19 protein-coding genes are annotated in these 20,186 nt (G+C 62.1%); 6 read left to right on the top strand and 13 right to left on the bottom strand.

The window, feature by feature from the left end; translation table 11 throughout:
* Positions 1-121: 121 nt before the first annotated feature.
* From CLU85_RS05450 to CLU85_RS05430, 5 genes are all read left to right on the top strand, one after another.
* Positions 122-2,770: an EAL domain-containing protein gene (locus CLU85_RS05450; protein WP_100409401.1), complete on the top strand. Its 2,649-nt coding sequence runs from the start codon at positions 122-124 to the stop codon at positions 2,768-2,770.
* Between the two features lie 107 nt (positions 2,771-2,877).
* Positions 2,878-3,921, top strand: a complete 1,044-nt coding sequence (locus CLU85_RS05445; protein WP_100409400.1) for a hypothetical protein — start codon at positions 2,878-2,880, stop codon at positions 3,919-3,921.
* 240 nt (positions 3,922-4,161) lie between these two features.
* Positions 4,162-5,103 (top strand): RNA polymerase sigma factor RpoH, encoded by a 942-nt coding sequence (rpoH, locus tag CLU85_RS05440; RefSeq protein ID WP_100409399.1) that lies wholly within the window; start codon positions 4,162-4,164, stop codon positions 5,101-5,103.
* 113 nt (positions 5,104-5,216) lie between these two features.
* Positions 5,217-6,245, top strand: a complete 1,029-nt coding sequence (locus tag CLU85_RS05435; RefSeq protein ID WP_198509139.1) for a tripartite tricarboxylate transporter substrate binding protein — start codon at positions 5,217-5,219, stop codon at positions 6,243-6,245.
* A gap of 143 nt (positions 6,246-6,388) precedes the next feature.
* The gene (locus CLU85_RS05430; protein ID WP_232727737.1) at positions 6,389-7,114 is read left to right on the top strand and encodes a Crp/Fnr family transcriptional regulator; all 726 of its coding nucleotides are present in this window, start codon (positions 6,389-6,391) and stop codon (positions 7,112-7,114) included.
* Between the two features lie 35 nt (positions 7,115-7,149).
* Here CLU85_RS05430 and CLU85_RS05425 read toward each other — a convergent pair whose 3' ends face one another.
* The 7 genes from CLU85_RS05425 to CLU85_RS05395 form a co-directional block, all read right to left on the bottom strand.
* On the bottom strand, positions 7,150-8,919 hold the full coding sequence (locus CLU85_RS05425) for a bifunctional diguanylate cyclase/phosphodiesterase (protein ID WP_100409398.1): 1,770 nt from the start codon (positions 8,917-8,919) through the stop codon (positions 7,150-7,152).
* Positions 8,916-10,490, bottom strand: coding sequence for a PAS domain-containing methyl-accepting chemotaxis protein (locus CLU85_RS05420; protein ID WP_100409397.1), 1,575 nt, complete (start codon positions 10,488-10,490; stop codon positions 8,916-8,918). Before CLU85_RS05420 ends, CLU85_RS05425 begins: the two co-directional genes overlap by 4 nt.
* A gap of 373 nt (positions 10,491-10,863) precedes the next feature.
* Entirely contained in the window at positions 10,864-11,478 is a 615-nt protein-coding gene (locus tag CLU85_RS05415) for an SCO family protein (protein WP_198509138.1), read from the bottom strand.
* Positions 11,475-12,347 (bottom strand): heme o synthase, encoded by an 873-nt coding sequence (gene cyoE, locus CLU85_RS05410; protein ID WP_100409396.1) that lies wholly within the window; start codon positions 12,345-12,347, stop codon positions 11,475-11,477. Before cyoE ends, CLU85_RS05415 begins: the two co-directional genes overlap by 4 nt.
* Positions 12,348-12,384: 37 nt before the next feature.
* Positions 12,385-13,566 (bottom strand): heme A synthase, encoded by a 1,182-nt coding sequence (locus tag CLU85_RS05405; RefSeq protein ID WP_100409395.1) that lies wholly within the window; start codon positions 13,564-13,566, stop codon positions 12,385-12,387.
* A complete protein-coding gene (locus CLU85_RS05400; RefSeq protein WP_100409394.1) occupies positions 13,563-14,306 on the bottom strand; it encodes a hypothetical protein in 744 nt (247 codons plus the stop codon). The genes CLU85_RS05405 and CLU85_RS05400 overlap by 4 nt, the downstream gene beginning before the upstream one ends.
* Entirely contained in the window at positions 14,248-15,027 is a 780-nt protein-coding gene (locus CLU85_RS05395) for an SURF1 family protein (protein ID WP_100409393.1), read from the bottom strand. Before CLU85_RS05395 ends, CLU85_RS05400 begins: the two co-directional genes overlap by 59 nt.
* Positions 15,028-15,042: 15 nt before the next feature.
* Between CLU85_RS05395 and CLU85_RS05390 the strand changes: the two genes are divergently transcribed.
* On the top strand, positions 15,043-15,264 hold the full coding sequence (locus tag CLU85_RS05390) for a twin transmembrane helix small protein (protein WP_100409392.1): 222 nt from the start codon (positions 15,043-15,045) through the stop codon (positions 15,262-15,264).
* Positions 15,265-15,381: 117 nt separating this feature from the next.
* On the opposite strand, the gene CLU85_RS05385 is transcribed toward CLU85_RS05390, so the two are convergent.
* From CLU85_RS05385 to coxB, 6 genes are all read right to left on the bottom strand, one after another.
* Positions 15,382-16,263 (bottom strand): cytochrome c oxidase subunit 3, encoded by an 882-nt coding sequence (locus tag CLU85_RS05385; protein ID WP_100409391.1) that lies wholly within the window; start codon positions 16,261-16,263, stop codon positions 15,382-15,384.
* A 75-nt stretch (positions 16,264-16,338) separates the two neighbouring features.
* Entirely contained in the window at positions 16,339-16,563 is a 225-nt protein-coding gene (locus tag CLU85_RS05380; RefSeq protein WP_100409390.1) for a DUF2970 domain-containing protein, read from the bottom strand.
* A complete protein-coding gene (locus tag CLU85_RS05375) occupies positions 16,560-17,186 on the bottom strand; it encodes a cytochrome c oxidase assembly protein (RefSeq protein ID WP_100409389.1) in 627 nt (208 codons plus the stop codon). Before CLU85_RS05375 ends, CLU85_RS05380 begins: the two co-directional genes overlap by 4 nt.
* A gap of 13 nt (positions 17,187-17,199) precedes the next feature.
* Positions 17,200-17,310 carry a cytochrome oxidase small assembly protein gene (locus CLU85_RS23270; RefSeq protein WP_232727916.1) on the bottom strand — a complete coding sequence of 37 codons (111 nt, stop codon included), beginning with the start codon at positions 17,308-17,310 and terminating at the stop codon, positions 17,200-17,202.
* Between the two features lie 11 nt (positions 17,311-17,321).
* Positions 17,322-18,953: a cytochrome c oxidase subunit I gene (ctaD, locus tag CLU85_RS05370; RefSeq protein ID WP_100409388.1), complete on the bottom strand. Its 1,632-nt coding sequence runs from the start codon at positions 18,951-18,953 to the stop codon at positions 17,322-17,324.
* 30 nt (positions 18,954-18,983) lie between these two features.
* On the bottom strand, positions 18,984-20,153 hold the full coding sequence (gene coxB, locus CLU85_RS05365) for a cytochrome c oxidase subunit II (protein WP_100409387.1): 1,170 nt from the start codon (positions 20,151-20,153) through the stop codon (positions 18,984-18,986).
* Between the last annotated feature and the right edge of the window lie 33 nt (positions 20,154-20,186).

The raw sequence follows: 20,186 nt of genomic DNA, 5'->3' as shown, positions 1-20,186 counted from the left end.
ACCCCGCAACACGGGACGGCACCCGCCTTTCTGAAATGGCTCCATCCGGGGCCATTTTCACGTTTACGAATCGCAACAATTCCCCCATGATGGGCCTTCCCCTCGAAAAGCACGGAGGCCCATGTTCATTGAGCTGGTTAAAGGCGTGGCCCTTCTGTTGGCGCTGTGCTTTCTGCACGGGTTCAACATCCGCCTTTGGCGACAGCGCCCTTTGGTCGGCCAGGCCTTTTCGGGGCTGATCTTTGGCGGTATTTGCGTAGTGGGCATGCTCACCCCTGTGGTGCTGATGCCCGGCGTGATCTTTGATGCACGCTCGGTGGTGCTGAGCATGGCGGGCCTGTTTGGCGGCCCGCTGGTGGCGTGCATTGCAGCGCTGATGGCCGCCACGGGCCGCCTGTGGCTGGGCGGCGCGGGCGCGGAGGTGGGCCTGATGGTGATTGGGCTGTGCACCGCTCTCGGACTGGTGTACCGCGAAGGCCGCGCCCGGGGGCGGCTGGGGGTGGAGCCTGTCACCCTCGCGCTGTTCGGTCTGCTGCTGCACACGGCGGTGATCGCGCTGTTTCAGCTGTTGCCTGCCGAAGCCGTTCAGCGCATCAACCAGACGCTGGCCCTGCCCTATCTGCTGACCTTCACCCCCGCCACCGTGGTGCTGGGCCTGTTGCTGCGCGATGTGGAAGAACGCATGACCACCGAGCATGCGCTCACCGGCATTGCGGCACGGTTGCATGCCATTGCACAGGCCATCCCCGATGTGCTGCTGGTGCTGGACGCGCAGGGACGTTATGTCGAAGTGCTGTCACCCGACGACGCGGCATTGGCCGCCAGCGCCCCCCAACTGATCGGCAAAACACTGCATGAGGTGCTCCCCCAAGAGCAGGCCGACCGCTTCATGGCGTTGATCCAGGATACCCTGCGTTCTGGCGAGACCCACACGCTGGAATATGAAATGCAGACGCTGTCAGGGCAGCGCGAATTCGAGGGGCGCACCCAACCCCTGGGCGTCAAGGCGGGTGGCCACGCGGCCGTCGTGTTCCTGGCACGGGACATCACCAAACGCAAACAGGCCGAAAGCGCACTGCGCGAATCGGAGCTGCGGTTTCGGTCTTTGCTGCGCAACATTCCGTCCATCTCGGTCCAAGGCTATCTCGAAGACGGCACCACGAGCTACTGGAACAAGGCCTCCGAGCACCTTTATGGCTACACCGCCGAAGAAGCGCTGGGCGCCAACCTGCTCGACCTGATCATCCCGCCCCCCATGCGCGACGCCGTGCGCACCCATGTGCAGCACATGTTCGACACGGGCGATGTCATTCCTGCCGGCGAGCTGCAGCTGCGGCGCAAGGACGGATCACCAGTGGATGTGTTCTCAAGCCACGCCTACATCCAGGTGCCAGGTCACCCGCCGGAGATGTTCTGTATCGACATTGACATCTCGGGCCGCAAGGCCGCCGAAGACGAAGCGCGCTACCTGGCGTTCTACGACGCGCTCACACAACTGCCCAACCGCCGTCTGCTGGTAGACCGGCTACAGCAGGTGCTGGTCAACGGTGCGCGATCTGGCCTGACCACGGCCGTGCTGTTTGTGGACCTGGACAACTTCAAGACCCTGAACGACACCCGAGGCCACGAGGTGGGCGATCTGCTGCTCAAGGACGTGGCCCAGCGCCTGCGCGGCTGTGTGCGCGAGCAGGACACCGTGGCCCGCCTGGGCGGCGACGAGTTCGTCGTGGTGTTGCAGAACCTGAGCAGCGACGCACCCGAGGCCGCCGCGCAGACCCGCACCCTGGGCGAATTGATCCTGACCCAGCTCCGCCAGCCCTACGAGCTGGCCGGGCACGAGCATCACTTCTCGGCCAGCATCGGCGCCACCTTGCTGAGCCATCACCGTGACTCGGTGGACGAGGTGCTCAAACAAGCCGACATGGCCATGTACCGAGCCAAAGATGCGGGTCGCAACACGCTGCGCTTTTTTGACCCCGACATGCAGCAGGCCGTGAACCGCCGCGCGCTGCTGGAGACCGAACTGCACAACGGCCTGCGGCAATCACAATTTTTGCTGCTGTACCAGCCCCAGGTGGACAGCCTGGGCCGAATCCTCGGCGCCGAGGCACTGGTGCGCTGGCAACACCCCGTGCAGGGCATGGTTTCGCCCGCAGAGTTCATCCCGCTGGCCGAAGAGTCCGGCCTGATCCTGCCCCTGGGCCACTGGGTGATGGAAACCGCGCTGCGCCAGCAAGCGCTATGGCGGCAAGACCCGCAGTTTGCCCACCTCAGCCTGGCCATCAACGTGAGTGCGCGCCAGTTCCTGCAAGAGGACTTTGTGACGCAGGTGCTGGCGCTGCTGCAGAACACGGGGGCCGCACCGGCACAGATCAAGCTGGAGCTGACCGAGAGCCTGCTGCTCGACAACGTGGACAACGTGATCGCCACCATGCGTGCCCTCAAGGCCCACGGCCTGGGTTTTTCGCTGGACGACTTCGGCACCGGCTATTCGTCGCTCAGCTACCTCAAGCGCCTGCCGCTGGACCAGATCAAGATCGACCAGGGTTTTGTGCGTGACGTGCTGCTGGACCCGAGCGACGCAGCCATTGCGCGTTCGATCATTGCCTTGGCCGGGAGCCTCGGCCTGGATGTGATCGCCGAAGGGGTGGAGACGGCCGCCCACCACCAGTTTTTATTGGCGCATGGCTGCAAGGCCTTTCAAGGCTATCTGTTTGGCCGCCCCCTGGCGCTGAAGGATTTTGAGCACCAGGTTCGGCAAGGCGCATAGCAAGTACCTGGGTTCGGTGCCCGGAGCCACCCACCCGCCCACCCACTGGGCTCAAGTTCTGCCACCCACACGCCGATATCTCCCTGTGGAAGCCGTGGAGGTATCCCATGAAGATCGAATCGTCCACCCTGCAGATGCAGGCCCAGCATGTCGCTACGCGCATGCACACGCAAAGCAGCCGCCTCGAAGCCTGGGTGGGAGACCGCCGCCCAGATGGTGCGGCGGGCCGAGCGGCCCCGTCCGTCCAGATATCCCGCGCTGCCCGGCTGGCTACAGCAGCGGCCGAGGCGCCCTCCGAGCCGCGCGACCCCGATGAAGGACTGACGCCTCAATGGGCCATGATCCGCGACCTCATCGCGCTCATGACGGGCGTGCAGGTGCGCGTGTATGCGGGGGCAGAGGCCTCTGCCGCACCCACGCCCTCTGCACAACCCCCAGGCCCAGCCCAGGCGCCATCCTCGGCGCCCGCGCGCCAGCGGGCCGGTTTTGGCCTGGTCTATGAACAGCGCGAAGTGATCGAAGAAACCGAACGCACCCAGTTTGCCGTAGAGGGATTGGTGCGCACGGCCGACGGGCAGGAGATCCGCTTCACCCTGCAGCTCGACATGCAGCGCAGCTACCGCCAGGAGTCATCCATCAGCCTGCGCCTGGGCGACGCCGTAGCGGTGGACCCGCTGGTGATCAACTTCGACGGCACTGCCGCCCAGCTACAAAACCAGCGTTTTGCCTTTGACCTGAACGGCGATGGCCAGACCGAAGACGTGCCCCTGCTTTCGGGCAACCGGGGCTACCTGGCACTGGACACCAACCAGAACGCACGCATCGACAACGGCCTGGAACTGTTTGGCCCTGGCACCGGCAACGGCTTTGCCGAACTGGCCCAACATGACAGCGACCACAACGGCTGGATCGACGAAGCCGACCCCGTTTACCAGCAACTGCGCGTGTGGACCCCCAGCGCCGACGGCACCGGCCGCCTGCAAACCCTGGCGGAACTCGGCGTGGGCGCCATCCACACAACGTCAGTGGCCACCCCGTTTGCGCTGCGCACGGCAGACAACGGCAGCCTGGGTGTGGTGCGGTCCACCAGCGCTTACTTGCGTGAGAACGGCGGCGCGGGCACGGTGCAGCAAATCGACCTGAGCGTTTAGGACGAAGGGAGGGGGGGACTCGGGCGGCACAGATTTTGGGGAAAAACCTTGTGAGGCCATCTGGGATCCAGATATTGCTCATATTTTTATAGCTTCAACGCATTATCAAATATGCGGCGAATGGGCATTTCGCCAAGAATCCATGGAATGGCCATTCCGAGCAACCCGGCGGGAACTCCGGGCTTAGCACTCAATCAGAGAGAGTGCTAATATCTTGGCTTAGAGGAAAGGATTCCCGGAATGAACATTCAATCTGGAACCGCGACGATGACCCTGGCTCCCACCAACCCCTGGGCGCTGGTGCCTGCCCTTGGCAACCTGGACGCCTATATTTCGGCCGTCAACCGCCTGCCCCTGCTCACGCACGACGAAGAGCAGACCTATGCACGCCAGCTCAGGGACCACAACGATGTGGATGCCGCAGGCCGGCTGGTGATGTCGCACCTGCGCCTCGTGGTTTCGATCGCGCGCCAATATTTGGGCTACGGTCTGCCGCACGGCGATCTGATCCAGGAAGGCAACGTGGGCCTGATGAAAGCCGTCAAGCGCTTTGACCCCGATCAGGGCGTGCGCCTGGTGAGCTATGCCATGCACTGGATCAAGGCCGAGATACACGAATACATCCTTAAAAATTGGCGCATGGTCAAGGTGGCTACCACCAAGGCCCAGCGCAAGCTGTTTTTCAACCTGCGCTCGATGAAGCAAGGCTTCAAGGCCGATGCCGCAGCTGCGGACGCCGCCACACATCGCGACACCCTGTCCGACCACGAAATCGACTCCGTGGCCGCTCAGCTGAACGTCAAGCGCGAAGAAGTCATCGAGATGGAAACCCGCATGTCGGGTGGCGACGTGCTGCTGGACCCCGCTCCGTCAGACGATGGCGAGCAGGCTTTTGGCCCCATCGCGTACCTGGCCGATGCCTCGCACGAGCCCACCGCGATGATTGAGTCGCGCCAGCGTGATGCCCTGGCCACCGATGGCATTGCCACCGCCCTGGCCAGTCTGGACGATCGTAGCCGCCGCATCGTGGAGGAACGCTGGCTCAAGGTGAATGACGATGGCTCCGGCGGCATGACGCTGCACGAGCTGGCAGCGGTCTACGGCGTGAGCGCCGAGCGCATCCGCCAGATCGAGGTCGCCGCCATGAAGAAGATGAAGAAAGCTCTGGCCGAATACGCCTGAGCCTGCAATGGGGGGCGTTAATATGCCCTCCTGCAGAAATTGCCTCGCGGGGCCCCAATTCTGGGGCCCCGTGTCGTTTTGGCCCCTGAATATTCTTGAGGAGACCCCGCCCCATGTTGTTGTCACGCCCTGTCGTTTCTCGCCGAGCCTCGCTGCTGATTGCCCTGGCAGCCGCATCTCCCTGGGCCGTGGCCCAGAACACCGCCAAGGCGGTCGCGGCGGCAGCCCCCTTGGCATGGCCCACCAAGCCTTTGAAAATCATCGTGGGTTTTCCAGCGGGTTCATCGCCCGACCTCACGGCCCGCACGTTTTCGGAGCCCCTGTCCAAAGCCCTCGGCCAGCCCGTGATCGTGGACAACAAGGTGGGTGCAGGCGGCAACATCGGCGCCGATGCAGTGGCCAAGTCACGCGATGACCACACCATCGGGCTGATGATCAACGGCAACATGACCATCGCCAGGCTGCTGAATCCTGCCGTTCCGTATGACCCCCTCAAGGACCTGGCCCCGCTCAGCCTTATCGGCACCTCGCCGCTGATCCTGACCGCCCCCGTCAGTCAGGCCGGCGTTCCCGCTGGTGCCAGTGCCCGCGACTTCTTTGTGGCGGCACGCAATGGAGGCGACAAGTGGAGCTACGGCACACCGGGCGTGGGCACCGTAGGCCATATCGGCACGGAATTGCTCAAGTCGCGCAGCAACATCAATCCGGTGCATGTGCCCTACCCCGGCTACCCCCAGGTAGCCAACGCCATGCTCGGTGGGCAGCTGCAGATGGCGCTGCTGCCCCCAGCCCTGGCGCAGGCCCAGGTGCGCGCGGGCAAGCTGCGTGCGATTGGCGTGACATCTGCCGGGCGCAGCCCGCTGGCGCCAGAAGTGCCCAGCCTCTCTGAAGCGGGCATCCAGGGTTTCAGCCTGGAAATCTGGAACGCTTTTGCGGCACCATCGACCATGCCCAAACCCATTCAGGCCAAACTGGCAGCCGTGATCAGCGAGATTGCCCGCAGCGAAGAAGTGCGCAGCAAGCTGTTCCAGCAAGGCTGGCAGACGGTGGGCTCGTCGCCAGAGGGATTGGCCAATCGCATCAAAGCCGACACCAACCTGCTGGGCGGGGTGATTGCCATGCGCGGTATCAAAGCGGAGTAAACCAGCGCAGGCGTCTGCGGTATACATTTTGTTGCAATGCGACATAAACCCGGGTAAGGTTCACCTTCTTGCCCGGGTTTTCCTTTCTGGGCGTCCTGTTTTTGTCCTCCGCCCTCGGGGTGAATGCCCATTGCCACCGCACCATGAAATCTGAATCTCTCGCCCGCAGTGGCGGGTGTGCACTGTGTGTGGGGCAGCAACACTGCCTGCTGGGGCGTCAAAATGACCAACGCCGCGCCGATTGGGCCCCGCTGGTGGTTGAACGTCCCATGTCCAAGGGCGAACTGCTTTTGCGGCAAGGCGAATTGCAGCCCACCTTCAGAATCGTCAAAACGGGCACAGTCATGCTGATGTGCAGCGGCGAAGACCGGGTGGAACGGCCCATCGGGCTGTTTGGCTCCGGCCAGCCACTGGGCACCACGGGGGTGCTTGAGCAACCTGCTGCGGTGTCCTGCCGTGCCTTGACGGCCGGGCGGGTGTGCGAGGTGGCCATCGCCTCTGCCAGCCGACAAGGCCTGCTGGACGAGACCTTCGTGCGGAGCCTGGCGCAAAGCTACGCACAAACCAACGCCTGGCTCGCCGAATGGGCCCGCATTGTCCGCATCCGGGGCGTGGCAGGCCAATTGGCCGCCACCTTGCTGCAACTGGCCCGCATACAGCGCAGCACCCTGGTACGGCTGCCCAGCCATGTGGTACTGGCCGATCTGCTGTCGACCACGCGCGAGACGATTGCGCGCGCCCTTCGGCAGCTGACGCTCCGCCAAGGCCTCATCCGCCATGACCGCTGGCACTGCGAGATCCAGCGGGAGGTCTTGCTCGGTCTGGCAGGGGGGCAAAAAACGCCCAGTGCCAGCCACACCAACGCGTGACAACCCCTGCTGGAGCCCCCTGATACAACCGGCTTTCAGACGGGTGCGGCAACCATCGGAGCAGACTCGACATCGATCTGCAGCAATTGCGCCACGTGCGCCGGAGGCACCGCGCGGGAGTACAGCCACCCCTGGTAGGCATTGCAGCCAAAATCCACCAGCAGTTGTAATTGCTCAGAGGATTCCACCCCCTCCGCCACCACATGCAGGCCCAGCGTCTGTGCCAACACGATGATCGCCTGCACGAGTGTGGCGTCCGCACTGGTGTGCAGCAAGGGACGCACAAACTCGCGGTCGATCTTGATACGGGATACGGGCAACTGCTTCAGATAGGCCAACGAAGAGTGGCCGGTGCCGAAGTCGTCCAGGGCAATACAGACGCCCAGCGCCTGCAGGCGGCACAGTACGCGACGGGCCTGTTCGGGGTCGGCCATAGCCTCCGACTCGGTCACTTCGATCTCCAGCAAGTCAGGCCTTGCCCCGTAGAGGGACAGGCTGCGCTCGATCTGTTCGACCAGATCGGTCTGGCGCAATTGCTGTGCCGACAGGTTGACCGCCACCCGCAGCGGCAAACCAGCCCCTGACCACGCTGCAATCTGCTGGCACGCGGTGTCAAGCACCCATGCGCCCAACGCCAGGATCAGGCCCGTGGCCTCTGCCACGGGGATGAATCGGTCCGGAGGGATTTCCCCGAGCTGTGGATCGGTCCAGCGCAGCAGCGCCTCAACCCCCTGTATGCGGCCGGTGACCACATCGACCTGCGGCTGGTAATGCAGGGCCAGACCGCCATAGGCCAGCGCAATTTTCAGGCGCTCATGCAGTTGCAACTTCTCTGCCATGCGAATGCCCAGCGGCGGCGCGTAGAAGGCGTAATGCGCACGGCCCGACTCCTTGGCGTGGTACATGGCCATGTCGGCGTAGCGGAGCAGCGTAGCCGCGTCCTGCGCATCGGTGGGGTACAACGCAATTCCCAGACTGGCGCCAAAGTCCAGCTCGAAGCCGTGCATCTGATAGGGCTGACACAACACGTCGAGCAGCTTGGCCGCCGCATGCTCGGCGTCCTGCGCATGGGTGATCTGCGGCAACAGCACGGTGAACTCGTCACCGCCCAACCGGGCCAGCGCGTCGCCCGCACGCAGCACGCTCTTGAGTCTGCGCGCGACCTCCAGTAGCACCTGGTCACCCGCAGCATGGCCATAGCCATCGTTGACCGCCTTGAAGTCGTCCAGGTCCAGCAACAGCAATGCAAAAGACTGGCCCGAGCGGGCCGACTCGGCAATAGTCTGTTCGAGCCGCTGTCCAAACTGCCAGCGATTGATCAGGCCCGTCAGCGTGTCGTGGGTGGCCTGAAAATGCATGCGCGCCTCCAGCCGCCGCACCTCAGAGATATCGCGCACAAAGGCCACCGCCGTGCCGCCATGGGCATCTGTGTGGCCCAGGGCGATGTCTACGGGCAAGGACCTGCCGTCCTTGCGCATGATCCAGAGGTCACGCCCCATCCCCATCGGCCTGCGCGAAGGGGCCTGAAAATAGCTCTCCAAGTGCCTGGCATGCGCATCGCGCAAGGCAGGAGGCAAAAATAGACTGACCGAGTTTCCGCACAGCTCATCCGCCGGGTAGCCGGAGATGGTCTCCATCGCGGCATTGGCCATCACGATGCGCCCGGTGCGGTCTACCAGCAGGATGCCATCGGGGGCCGCATTCATGGCGGCCAGGATGAGCGAGCCATCGTCACCTTCCTCCTGGGGCCTGTGGGCGAAAGAAGATGCCTGCGCGGGAAGCGGGCCCAAGCCGGCAGCCCTCATGGCACCAGTCCCTTTGGCTGGAACACAGACGCAGCCTCATCCAGATGCCGCGCCTGCGAAGCCAGAGAACCACTCAGTTCGGCGCTGCGGCGCACCAGCGTGGCGTTCTGCTGCGTCATCTGCTCCAGCTGGGCCACAGCGCCGTTGATCTGCTCGACGCCCAACGCCTGCTCGCGGCTGGCGTGCTGGATGTCCTGCACCAGCGCAGTGAGCCCATGCACGGATTCCACGGCGTTGTCCATGGTGCGCGCCGCTGCGACCGCTGCCTCCGTACCGCTGCGCACCTCGGCCAGCGAGGCATCGATCAGGGTCTTGATATCGCGTGCGGCCAATGCGCTTTTGTGTGAGAGAGCGCGCACCTCGGTAGCCACCACAGCAAAACCTTTTCCATGCTCACCGGCACGCGCAGCCTCCACCGCAGCATTGAGCGCCAGCAGGTTGGTCTGGAAGGCAATGCCATCGATCAACGCGCTGATTTCTGCGACGCGCTGGCTCGCGCTGGCGATGCCCTGCATGGTGTGATGCACCTTTTGAACCGTGCCCGCTCCCAACGTGGCGGCCTGTGCCCCCAGGCTGGCGCGCTGAGCAGCGAGGGCAGCCTTGTCGCTGTTGGCGCGGATGGCGGCGGTGAGTTCGTCCAGGGCGGCAGCGGCCTGCTCCAGGCTGCTGGCAGCCTCTTCAGTGCGCTCCGACAGATGTGTATTGCCCTCCTGCAACTCGGTGGCACAGTGGCTCACCTGCGTGGCCTTGCCCTGGATGTCACTCACCAGGGACAGCATGTTCAGCCCGGCCTGCTGCACACTGCGCATGAGACTGCCGATCTCGTCGCCCCGCTGCAGCATCAGGGCCTCGGCCTTCTGCCCGCTCGCCACGGCACGCGCCTGGGCCAACACCTCCTGCAGAGGCCGCACCACCCCGACATGTATCCACCAGGCCAAGGCGCCCCCCGCCACGCACCAGGCGACAAGGCCCGCCAGCCACCACCCCGCCACGGATGTTTGCACACCCGCCGCCGTCACCATGGCTGCCGCACCACCCACCAGCAACGCGCCCATGGCGCCTTGCAAACGCACGCCCACGGATACAAACCGCAGGCGTGCCCACCACGCGGCCGCACCTTGCACACGCACCACAAAACCGCGATACACCTTGAGATGCCGGGCCCCGGTATTGATGCGCTGATAGAGCGTCTCGTGGGCCCGTATTTCATCCTCGGACGCCTTCGTACGCACCGAGAGAAAACCGACCACGGCCCCGCCATGGCGGATCGGGCTGGCATTGGCACGCACCCAGTAGTGGTCGCCATCCTTGCGCCGGTTCTTGACCAGCGAAGACCAGGGCAGACCCCCGCGTATCGTGGCCCACATGTCCTCGAACGCCGCAGAGGGCATATCGGGATGGCGTACGACGTTGTGCGCCTTTCCATACAGTTCTTCGCGCCCGAAGCCGCTGACTTTGATGAAGGCATCGTTGGCATACACGATGCGCCCCTTGAGGTCGGTCGTGGACAGCAGGGTGTCCCCTTCTGCCAGCGGATAGTCGCGCTGGGTGACGTGCACATTCGAACGCATGGATGGCTGATTCCTTCACAGAGTGGCCGTGATCGAGGCGCGGTTGCTGTGAGGAGCAGCGCCTCGCGCACAGGGAGCTCCATGGCCAAATCGCAGCTGACGGAAAAACCGGCAAATTTCGCGTGCGACAAGCCCATGGAGCGCGCCACCTGCCAGCAAGTGCGAGCAGATAGCAGCTTGGACCACTCTAGAGAATCAGGCCAGGATCGGCATCAAGGAAGCCCCTGCAAGCACCGAAAACTTGGCGTGAATGTGATGCGCATCGCATTCTTGAGGCACTCGGTGAGGCGGATCCGCGACATACACCGTGCACGATGCCCGTCGCTCAAGGCGGGGAAGCAGGCTCCCCGCTGCCTTCTGAGGAAAACTGCGCTCAGCCCGCCTCGGCCAACAGGGCCTTCACGTCGGCCGCCAGGGCCTGTGCCCCGCTGCCGTAACGGTTGTAGACCCGCAGGCGCCCCGCCGGGTCGTACACGTAGCTGCCGGCCGAATGGTCCATGGTGTAGCTGGTGGGCGTCTTGCCATCGACCTTCTTGAAGTAGATCTTGAAGTCTTTGGCAACGGCAGCCATTTGTTCGGTTGTGCCGTACAGCGCCAAAAAGCTCGGGTCAAAGTTGGCCATATAGGCCTTGAGCACCTCGGGCGTATCACGCTCAGGGTCCACGGTGACAAAGATGCCCTGCAAGCGATCCCCGTCCTTGCCGAGCATCTGTTTGACTTCGGCCAGCTCCTGCATGGACGTGGGACACACATCCGGGCACTGGGTGTAGCCAAAGAACACCACCACCACCTTGCCCGCAAAGTCCTTGAGGTGGCGCGCCTGGCCGTTGTGGTCGGTCAGCGGAATATCGCGGGCATAGTCGGCCCCCGTGATGTCTACACCACGGAATTCAGCCTTTTTTTCGGAACAAGCACCAAAAAGGCCTGTAGCGCTTATGGATACAGCGCTGATAGCTACAAATTTGAGAGCGTTTCGTTTTTTAATCATGTCAGATAAGGCTTGGCATAGTGATCCACGAGCATCGCTGCAAACAACAAACTCAGATGAATCAGTGAAAAACGAAAGGTCTTTCGTGCAAGCGCGTCTGAGTAGTTTCGCCAAAGTGCAAAAGCGTAGCCGCAAAAACCGGCGCTCAGTAACACGGCCGCGACCAGATAAATCTCGTGGCTCATGCTGTACACAAACGGCATCAAGCACCCAGCAAACAAGATCAGGGTGTACAGAAAGACCTGCAACCGCGTGAACTCGTTGCCATGCGTGACGGGCAGCATGGGCAAGCCAGACTTGCGGTAGTCCTCCACCCGGTACAGGGCCAGCGCCCAGAAGTGCGGTGGTGTCCACAAAAAGATGATGAGAAAGAGGATGAGTGCCTCTGGCCCCACGTCGTTAGTCATAGCTGCCCAGCCCAGCACCGGCGGCATGGCCCCCGAGGCGCCGCCAATCACGATGTTCTGGGGTGTCAGGGGCTTGAGGATCACGGTGTAGACCACGGCGTAGCCCACAAAGGTGGCAAACGTGAGCCACATGGTCAGCGGGTTGATCCAGAAGTACAGCAGCGCAGAACCCGTGGCGCACAACACGGCAGAGAACAGCAGCGTCTGGGTGTTGGACAACTCCCCTTTTGCGGTGGGTCGCCAGGCCGTGCGTTTCATCTTCGCATCGATACCCTGCTCAACGATACAGTTGAACGCAGCAGCGGCACCCGCCACCAGCCACACCCCTGCACTGGCCAATGCCATATGGCCCAGTTGGGCCGCAGAGGGCAAACCGGGCACCGCCAGCACCATGCCGATCAGGGCACAGAAAACAATGAGTTGCACCACGCGGGGCTTGGTCAGCGCATAAAACTGTTGCAAGCGCGACGGCGGAGCAACAACGGCGGGGGGGCAACACTCATGCGGACACTCTCGATGCGCCCGATGGCGCGGAAAACTCTTGAAGCACGGACGCCGTGCGGCTCGATACCACGGCCCAGGTCATCACCACCACCAGGGCCGCAGCGCCACCGGTGTGCAGCACGGCGGCCACCAGAGGCCAGTCCAGCACCACGTTGGACAAGCCCGTGATCAGTTGCAGCAGCGCCAAACCGGCCAGCCAGCGCGTCTGCACGGGCAATACGCCACTGCGACGAAAACGCCAGACCACCAGACCCAGCGCCAACAACACCACATAGGCCATCAGGCGATGCACGTAATGGATGGCGGTGAGTGCTGCAAAGCTGATGTGGCTGCCATCTTGCAGCATGCCCAGCTTGCGCCAGATTTGAAACCCCTGGGCAAAGTCCATGGCGGGCCACCAGCTGTCCTGACAGGTGGGGAAGGTCGTGCAAGCCAGCACGGCGTAGTTGGTGCTGACCCAGCCACCTAAAATGATCTGCAACGCCAAGAGCAACCCCGTCCAGACCAGACCCCGGCGCAGGCTGGGCGATATGGCCGTGCGTGACTGGCCTCGCGCCCAATGGCTATGGCGCACTGCCTGTACACACAGCAGCACCAGCAAGACCAGACCCCCGACCAGATGCAACGTGACGATGGCCGGGAACAACTTCATGGTCACGGTGAGCGCACCAAAGGCCCCTTGAAGGCACACCCACAACAACGTCACCGTGGGCCACCAGGGGCTCAGAGGTGGTGTCTCTGCTGCGGCCCGCAAGGCCCGGCGCTGCTGCACCCACGATGACACCGTCAGCACAATGATGAGCACGCCCACGCCGGTGGCGAGATAGCGGTGAATCATCTCCACCCAGGCCTTGCCATGGGTCACAGGGCCTGTGGGCATCGCCTGTTGTGCAGCCGATATTTCTGCGCGGGCCCCCACCGGGCTCGAACTGCCATAACAACCGGGCCAGTCGGGGCATCCCAGGCCAGAGTCCGTGAGGCGCGTGAACGCACCAAACAACACCAGATCAAACGTCAGGAACAAGGTCAGCACTGTGAGCGCCTGCAGGCGCCGCATGGGCGAGCTGCGGCGGTTGCGCACCCAGACCCAGGCCAGCGGGCCCAGCGCGATCACCAGGCCCAGCAGCATGATTTCTGCAATGGGCGCCAGATCGTAAAGCGGCTGCGTATCGGTCATGGCTTTCCCGGTCGCCCGGCCTCGTCCCACGACGAGGACGCGCGCAGCAGGTGCTCCAGATCGCGTTTCGCCTTGGCGGCACCACTGGTATCCATGGCCGCAGGAAATCGCATCATCCAGTTACCCATGGGGTCCACCACATACAGGTGCTCTGCCTGTTGATGGCCTTCCGCAGGAGCGAGCCACGCATCCAGCGCGGCACCATCCACCCGCAACACTGTGGCCTTTTGCAGGGCAGGTGCCAACGTGTCGGGTACCGGGGCGGCGTCGTTGACCAGCCAGACCCAGTCCATGCGGTCTTTTTCCTTGCCCAGGCTTTCGCGCAATTGCCGCTGCAGGTACAGATGCTTCTGGCACGCCGCATCACAATGACCGCCTGCCACACTCACCAGTAACCACTGGCCCTTGAGCGAGCCGAGCGGCGTGGCGGTGCCATCCAGGGCCGTGGCTGTGAGTTCCGGCAGGGTGCGTTGGGGATTGATCAGCTCCCCGTAGTTGCGACGCCCATCAGGCCGGATCACGTAGTACGTGAGGTAGGAAGCAATGACTGGGGCAGCGCAGATGAACAGCACCCCCAACATCTTCCAGCGGCCATGGCGCGCACGCTGTGCGGTGGCCACGGCCTCCCCGGCTTCGGGCAGCGTGTGCACGGTCAGCCCGAGCGGATGCTCGGCACGGGCCTCAGGCGGCAGGCTGGCTGCGCGGGCGAATGAACCGTCGGACGATTTGGAACCAGACATAGAGAAGTGCAATCAGGCCGCAGAGCCCGAACCATTGAAATGCGTAACCGTAGTGTTTGTCGACCCCTGCGCCGACCACGGGCCAGTCGCGTTGCAGGCCCTCGCCGGCTTCGCCAGTCTGCAACACCATGAGGTGGGCCAGCGCCAGACCAGTTTCGGTGCGAAACGCCGCCAGGTCGAGATTTTGCCGGATGCGGGAAGACCCCTGTGCGCTATCCCCCCCCTGGAACTCGTAGAGACGCGAGGGCGCTGCGGCTACACGGCCTTGCACACGCACAACGGCCTCGCCCGAAGTCAAAACCTGGGGCAGTTGCGTGCGATCCTGAAAGTTGCGCGGTGCCCAGCCCCGCTGCACCAGCACCACACCCGAATCGACACCAGCCAACTGTAACGGGGTCAATACAAAAAACCCGGGTCTGCCTTGCATCTGGCGGTTGTCGAGGTACACCGTGTGCTCTGGCAACCAACGGCCCTCCAGCACCACGGCACGGTGCACCAGGGCTTGCACTTCGTCTGAGGGGCCAGCGGCGACTGACAACAGCGTCCGACCGTCAATGGCAGGTTGATTGCCACGTTCGTCCAACATGGTCTGCAAGGCCTCTTTTTCAGCAGCGCGCGACAACTGCCAGCGCCCGAGCGACGCCGTGACCAGCATGGCGGCCACTGCGGCGACGGTGATCAACCAGAAACGCAGGCCCGTGGGACGGCGGAAAGTGGTCACGGGATAATGTGCTCCATGAAATACCTCGTAGTGCTGGCGTTCATCGCCATTTTGGCCAGCCTGGCATCGGCCTTGTTCTTCATGATGCGCAATGGCCGTGACGACAAGCGCAAAGGCAACCATATGGCCAAGGCGCTCGCCGTGCGGGTGGGGCTATCCGTCGTGCTGTTCCTGTGCATCCTGATTGCCTGGCAACTGGGTTACATCCAGCCCACCGGCCTTCCAGCGACCCGCTGACAGCTTAGAACCTCCGCAAGAGCCCACCTCTACAACGGGCTCCGGGTCTCGCACACCGTGCAAAGCCCCAACAAAAAAAGCGCCGCGAGGCGCTTTTTTCATGGTGCCGTGCGCTGCTTACATCCAGTAAACCAGCACGTACAGACCCAGCCATACCACGTCCACAAAGTGCCAGTACCAGGCAGCGCCCTCGAAACCAAAGTGTTTGTCGGCAGTGAAGTGGCCCTTTTGCAGTCGCAGTGTGATCACCAGCAGCATCAACATGCCCAGGAACACGTGGAAACCGTGGAAACCTGTCAGCATGAAGAACGTCGAACCGAACACGCCGGAACTGAGCTTCAGATTCAGGTCGGTGTACAGGTGGTAGTACTCGTAGCCTTGCACCAGCAGGAAAACAAAACCCAGCAGCACCGTGGCCCACATGAAACCGATGGTCTTACCACGGTGGTTTTCGCGCAGAGCGTGGTGGGCAATGGTCAGAGTCACACCCGAGGTCAGCAACAATGCCGTATTGATCGTGGGCAACCAGAAGGGACCCACGGTCTGGAAGGGCTCCACAATACCTGCCGGTGAGGCGGTAACGCCTGCTGCCAAGCTGGGCCAAACCGCCTTGAAATCGGGCCAGAGCAATGCGTTGTCCAGGCTGCCCAGTGCGGGCACCGAGTGAGCGCGCGCCCACCACAGCGCCGTGAAAAACGCACCGAAGAACATCACCTCCGAGAAGATGAACCAGCTCATGCTCCAGCGGTAGGACAAGTCGATCTTGTGACCGTACAGACCACCCTGGCTCTCACGGATGGCATCGCCGAACCACTGGTACAGAACAAACAGCCACCACACCAAGCCCACGGCCAGGGAATACTTACCCCAGTCGTGGCCATTGATCCACTGGCCTGCGCCCAAAATGACGAAGAACAGACCGATCGCTGCCATCACCGGGTGGCGTGACTCGGCAGGCACATAGTAGTACGGGGTTCCGCCGTGGGTTGATGCACTCATTTCAGCTCCTGAATCTCAAAATCTTTGTTTTAGGCTTTGTTGTCGATACGGTCTCAACGACCCATTCACACCAGTTCACACGACCCAATTCACCAACGCTATCAGACTGATCACCAAAAGGAAAACCGCCATCAATCCCACCACAATGATGTGCAGCGGGTTGATTTTCTCGACATCCTGCTGATATTCACTGCCCTTGCGCAATCCGATCAGCGACCAGGCCACCGCACGCACCGTGCGCAATAGCGAGCCCTTGCGCTCCAGCAGCTTCACCGGAGATGGTTCCAGTGGGGTGTTCATGATCCAGCGCCCAAGATGGCAGGAGAAGGCAACACCACCGCTGCCGTGGACTCAGGGGCAGCAGGAGTCTTACCCCCTACCTCGAAAAATGTGTAGGACAAGGTGATGGTTGTCACATCCTTGGACAGACGCGGATCAATCACAAAGGCCACCGGCCATTCTTTCTTCTCGCCAGGCTCCAGCGTGTACTGGTTGAAGCAAAAACACTCCAGCTTGTTAAAGTGCGCCGCCGCTTGGCGTGGCGCGTAGCTGGGGATGGCTTGCGCGGCCATGCGGCGGTTCTGCACGTTCTGGAACTCGTACATCACCGTTGTCAGCTCGCCCGGATGCACTTGCACCGAGCGCTGCGCTGGTTTGAAGTCCCAGGGACCTCGCGCGTTCGCATCAAACTCCACCGTGATCGTGCGGGTCTTGTCGACCTGCGTATTCGCAGGCACCTTGACATCCTTGCCCGCCACGCCGTTACCCGGCACCTGGCGCTCTGACAGCGAGAGGATATTGATGCCCGTCATTTCGCAGATGTGCTTGTAGATGGGGATCAGCACATAGCCAAAGGCAAACATACCGGCCGCAACGACGACCAGTTTACCGACCATTTTGGCGTTTTCGCGGTGCAGGCTCATGGAGGTTGTCGGTTCAGCGGGACATCAGAACCACTTTGACCATGAACCCGACGAAGAAAACAACAGCCACAGACGCCAGGATCAGCGCCATACGCAGGTTGCTTTTTTTCTGTTCGGGTGTCATCGCCATGGCATTCAACCAATCACGCGGGTCGCCGTGGCGTCCAGCTTGGGTGGGTTTTCAAACGTGTGGAAAGGTGCTGGGGATGGAACTTCCCACTCCAGACCTTCGGCACCATCCCATGGCTTGGCGGGGGCCTTTTCGCCCTTGCCGCGCATGGCAGGAACCACCACAGCCAGGAAGAAGTACACCTGTGCCAGGCCGAAACCAAAAGCACCCACCGACGCAATGGCGTTGAAGTCAGCGAACTGCATAGGGTAGTCGGCATAACGACGTGGCATGCCGGCCAGACCCAGGAAGTGCATCGGGAAGAAGGTGACGTTGAAAAAAATCAGCGAAGCCCAGAAGTGGATCTGGCCACGTGTCTCGGAGTACATCACACCAGTCCACTTGGGCAGCCAGTAGTACACGCCAGCGAACATGGAGAACAGCGAGCCGGCCACCAGCACGTAGTGGAAGTGGGCCACCACGTAGTAGGTGTCCTGCAACTGGATGTCGATGGGCGCCATGGCCAGGATCAGGCCCGTGAAACCACCCATGGTAAACACGAAGATGAAGCCCACAGCAAACAGCATGGGGGTTTCAAACGTCATGGAGCCGCGCCACATGGTGGCGATCCAGTTGAAGATCTTCACAGCCGTGGGCACAGAGATCAACATCGTGGCGTACATGAAGAACAGCTGGCCCGTCACAGGCATGCCGGTCGTGAACATGTGGTGGGCCCACACGATGAACGACAAAATGGCGATCGACGAAGTGGCATACACCATGGAGGCATAACCAAACAGCTTCTTGCGCGCGAAGGCGGGCACGATCTGGCTGATGATGCCGAAGGCCGGCAAGATCATGATGTACACCTCGGGGTGACCAAAGAACCAGAAAATATGCTGGTACATCACCGGGTCGCCACCACCAGCGGGGTTGAAGAAGCTGGTGCCGAAATGGCGGTCCGTCAGCGTCATGGTGATGGCACCGGCCAGCACAGGCATCACGGCGATCAGCAGGTAGGCGGTGATGAGCCAAGTCCAGGCGAACATAGGCATCTTCATCAGCGTCATGCCGGGGGCGCGCATGTTGAGGATGGTCACAATGATATTGATCGAGCCCATGATGGAGCTCGCACCCAGGATGTGCATCGCAAAGATGCCGGCGTCCATGGAGGGGCCCATCTGCAGTGTCAGCGGCGCGTACAGTGTCCAACCTGCGGCGGGGGCGCCGCCAGGCATGAAGAACGAACTGACCAGCATCAGTGCGGCAGGGATCATCAGCCAGAAGCTGAAGTTGTTCATGCGCGCGAAAGCCATGTCGGATGCGCCGATCTGCAGCGGGATCATCCAATTGGCGAAGCCGACGAAGGCCGGCATGATGGCGCCGAACACCATGATCAGGCCGTGCATGGTGGTGAGCTGGTTGAACAGCTCAGGATTCACCAGTTGCAGTCCGGGCTGGAACAGTTCGGCGCGGATCAGCAGCGCCAGAACGCCGCCGACCATCAACATGGTGAAGGCAAACAACAGGTACAGCGTACCGATGTCCTTGTGATTGGTGGCATACACCCAGCGGCGCCAGCCGGTGGGGCCATGGTGGCCATGGTCGTCGTGTGCGTGGTCGCCACCGTGCCCGTGGTTGTCGAGAACTGCGCTCATAGTGAATTCCTCAATGCAATAGGGCGGTAATTACTTGCCACGCTGGGCCACGATTTCAGCAGGTTGCACCAGCTGACCGGTCTTGTTGGACCAGCTGTTCTTGGTGTACGAGACCACTGCGGCAATATCGGTATCACTGAGCTGGGCCCATGCTGGCATGGCACCATTGTTCTGCCCCTTGAGCAGCACCTGAATCTGCTTGGCGTGGTCTGCATCCAGCACCACAGCCGAACCGTCCAGAGGCTTGATCGGGCCGGCACCCTTGCCGTTGGCTTGGTGGCAGGCTGCGCAGTTGGCGGCATACACCTTCTCGCCGCGTTTCATGATGTCGTCCAGCGCCCAAACCTTGGTCGGGTCGTCCAGCTTGGCGGCAGCCTTCTTCTTTTGATCGGCCACCCAGGCGGTGTAGTCCTCGGCGGACACAACCTTCACGTGGATGGGCATGTACGCATGCTCCTTGCCGCACAGCTCGGCACACTGGCCGTAGTAGTCGCCAATCTTTTCAGCGCGGAACCAGGTATCACGCACAAAACCGGGGATCGCATCCTGCTTGATGCCGAAGGCAGGCACCATGAAAGCGTGGATCACGTCATTGGCGGTGGTGATGATGCGAATCTTCTTGTCGACGGGCACCACCATTGGATTGTCCACCTTGAGCAGGTAGTTGGCAGGCGCATCCTTGACGTTGCCACTGTCGGACATGACACGGTGGCTGCTGTCCAGCGTGGAGATGAAGGCAAGGCCTTCGCCTTCGCCAGTGATGTAGTCATAGCCCCACTTCCACTGGTAACCCGTGGTCTTGATGGTGAGGTCGGCGTTGGTCGTGTCTTTCTGCGCCACCAGCACCTTGGTGGCGGGCAGGGCCATCATGATCACAATGATAAAAGGAACAATGGTCCACACCACTTCCACCGTCACGGACTCGTGGAAATTGGCCGACTTGGCGCCCCTGGAGCGGCGGTGTTTCCAAATCGAATAGAACATCACGGAGAACACTGCAACAAAGATCACCGTGCAGATGATCAGCATCATCCAGTGCAGGAAATGCTGCTCTTCTGCGATCTTGGTGACGGGAGGTGCCAGGTTCAGCTGGTTGACTGCGGGGCCGCCAGGCAGGTCCTGAACGGCATGGGCCGCGGAGCCCACCCATGCACCGGCAATCAGCAGCAGAGAAGCCAGCTTGTTGGAAATGCTCTTCATAGTTCTCACTTACTTCTAAGCCTCAATTTAACC

The organism is Acidovorax sp. 69, assembly GCF_002797445.1.
Classification (GTDB): Bacteria; Pseudomonadota; Gammaproteobacteria; order Burkholderiales; family Burkholderiaceae_C; genus Acidovorax.
The sequence above is the reverse complement of the archived record's forward strand: the minus strand, read 5'-3'. Positions and strand labels throughout refer to the sequence as shown.

Excerpts from the sequence above, each read along its gene's own strand:
- CLU85_RS05450 (WP_100409401.1), top strand. The coding sequence starts at position 122 with ATGTTCATTGAGCTGGTTAAAGGCGTGGCCCTTCTGTTGGCGCTGTGC.
- CLU85_RS05445 (WP_100409400.1), top strand. The coding sequence starts at position 2,878 with ATGAAGATCGAATCGTCCACCCTGCAGATGCAGGCCCAGCATGTCGCT.
- rpoH (WP_100409399.1), top strand. The coding sequence starts at position 4,162 with ATGAACATTCAATCTGGAACCGCGACGATGACCCTGGCTCCCACCAAC.
- CLU85_RS05435 (WP_198509139.1), top strand. The coding sequence starts at position 5,217 with ATGTTGTTGTCACGCCCTGTCGTTTCTCGCCGAGCCTCGCTGCTGATT.
- CLU85_RS05430 (WP_232727737.1), top strand. The coding sequence starts at position 6,389 with ATGAAATCTGAATCTCTCGCCCGCAGTGGCGGGTGTGCACTGTGTGTG.
- CLU85_RS05425 (WP_100409398.1), bottom strand. The coding sequence starts at position 8,919 with ATGAGGGCTGCCGGCTTGGGCCCGCTTCCCGCGCAGGCATCTTCTTTC.
- CLU85_RS05420 (WP_100409397.1), bottom strand. The coding sequence starts at position 10,490 with ATGCGTTCGAATGTGCACGTCACCCAGCGCGACTATCCGCTGGCAGAA.
- CLU85_RS05415 (WP_198509138.1), bottom strand. The coding sequence starts at position 11,478 with ATGATTAAAAAACGAAACGCTCTCAAATTTGTAGCTATCAGCGCTGTA.
- CLU85_RS05405 (WP_100409395.1), bottom strand. The coding sequence starts at position 13,566 with ATGACCGATACGCAGCCGCTTTACGATCTGGCGCCCATTGCAGAAATC.
- CLU85_RS05400 (WP_100409394.1), bottom strand. The coding sequence starts at position 14,306 with ATGTCTGGTTCCAAATCGTCCGACGGTTCATTCGCCCGCGCAGCCAGC.
- CLU85_RS05390 (WP_100409392.1), top strand. The coding sequence starts at position 15,043 with ATGAAATACCTCGTAGTGCTGGCGTTCATCGCCATTTTGGCCAGCCTG.
- CLU85_RS05385 (WP_100409391.1), bottom strand. The coding sequence starts at position 16,263 with ATGAGTGCATCAACCCACGGCGGAACCCCGTACTACTATGTGCCTGCC.
- CLU85_RS05380 (WP_100409390.1), bottom strand. The coding sequence starts at position 16,563 with ATGAACACCCCACTGGAACCATCTCCGGTGAAGCTGCTGGAGCGCAAG.
- CLU85_RS05375 (WP_100409389.1), bottom strand. The coding sequence starts at position 17,186 with ATGAGCCTGCACCGCGAAAACGCCAAAATGGTCGGTAAACTGGTCGTC.
- CLU85_RS23270 (WP_232727916.1), bottom strand. The coding sequence starts at position 17,310 with ATGACACCCGAACAGAAAAAAAGCAACCTGCGTATGGCGCTGATCCTG.
- ctaD (WP_100409388.1), bottom strand. The coding sequence starts at position 18,953 with ATGAGCGCAGTTCTCGACAACCACGGGCACGGTGGCGACCACGCACAC.
- coxB (WP_100409387.1), bottom strand. The coding sequence starts at position 20,153 with ATGAAGAGCATTTCCAACAAGCTGGCTTCTCTGCTGCTGATTGCCGGT.